At 47.0% G+C, this 1,343-nt stretch carries 1 protein-coding gene; it reads right to left on the bottom strand.

Annotated elements, in window-relative coordinates:
* The coding region (locus OP496_RS17770; protein ID WP_280565247.1) for a glycosyltransferase family 4 protein at positions 1–1,214 on the bottom strand (1,214 nt) is incomplete at its 3' end.
* Positions 1,215–1,343 lie beyond the last annotated feature (129 nt).

The following is a 1,343-nucleotide window of genomic DNA, read 5'->3' as shown; positions in this document are numbered from 1 at the left end:
CGGTTATCGAGTACTACCACCTTACCTTTAAACTGCCAATCAAAGCTCTCCGCGCTCTTTGCCTTGCCTACTTCTTGTCCAAGTTTGGAAGTGCTGTCCTCTTTCCCAACGGTCTTGTCGCTCTTCGGTTCATGATGCAGAAGAGCATTTTCTGAAACTTCTTGGCTTGAAGAGGTTTTATCAATTTCGAAAGATGTTTGATGTAAATTGCCTGGAGAAAAAGGCTTCTTGGGCTTGCTGTTTATCTTTAACCCATGCTTATGTTGCCGCTTCATTAGCTCGGAAAAATCTTTATCACCGGACCGCTTTGCAAGAAGTGACTCGAAGGTGCTGGCAAGCCGACTGACACTGACGTCCATGTCGTGAAGGCGTTCGCCAACACTTTTCGCCTTGCTGGCTAAGTCATTGTAATATTCTTTATTATCAAACAGTGTAATGATGCTGCTGGTGATAGGCTCTAGTTCATCATGAGAAGGCACATGATCATACGGTTTTTTAAAGCATTCGGGCGGTAGGTCAACAATGATGCCTCCATCCTGAATCATTTCGGGGCTGCCGCCATGGTTAGTTACGATAGCGGGAATACCGTTCAACATGGCTTCTGCTAGTACCCGTGCCCCGCTTTCCCACCAAAGGCTGGGGGCCAATAATATGCGAGCCCTTTCGTATATGGGGCGCATATCATCGGTGTTAGGTGTCACCGTCACGTTTGAAAGGGAATCTCGTGGGTGCCCCAGTTCTTGGGTTACTTCTTGGACCAATTTAGTCCAATCGCCGCGCGATTCTACGATTTCAAACTGAATGTCCGGCCGACTTTGTTCCAGTAGCCAAGCCAGTTGAACAACGATACCTGCGCCTTTACTTCTTGATGGGTTGATGAATAAAAGGTTTTTCCGCTGATGGGATTCAGGCACCACGGATTCTCTGGGAATGAATTTCCCTACCGGCGCGGGAGAGAAACCGTGTTGTTTTTTGTAATATTCAGAAGTCGCATATGTGTCCGTGATAATGAGGTCGTTGTCACGGCACCATGAAATACCATTATAGTTTTCATTGACGACATAGGCTGCCGATGGAATGCCTCGGAGCTTGGCTTCATAGGGGATTAGTAAGTCGAGTACTTGGCCTCCATAATAGAAAACCAGATCAGGCTGGAAACTGTCGAGGTATTTGGTATATAAATTCAGCCAAGCGCTTTCTTCCGATGCGGTCATTTTGTTTCGCGTGATACTTGTAAGAGGCCGGATGATAGATTAGGCCATAGGAGCTACCCTCTGTTGGCAGCGCGTGACCTCATTGCTCAATTCATCCAGGAGCAGCGAGATGGATATCAAACTGCATAA

The organism is Chromohalobacter sp. 48-RD10, assembly GCF_029889785.1.
Lineage (GTDB): Bacteria > Pseudomonadota > Gammaproteobacteria > Pseudomonadales > Halomonadaceae > Chromohalobacter.
The sequence above is the reverse complement of the archived record's forward strand: the minus strand, read 5'-3'. Positions and strand labels throughout refer to the sequence as shown.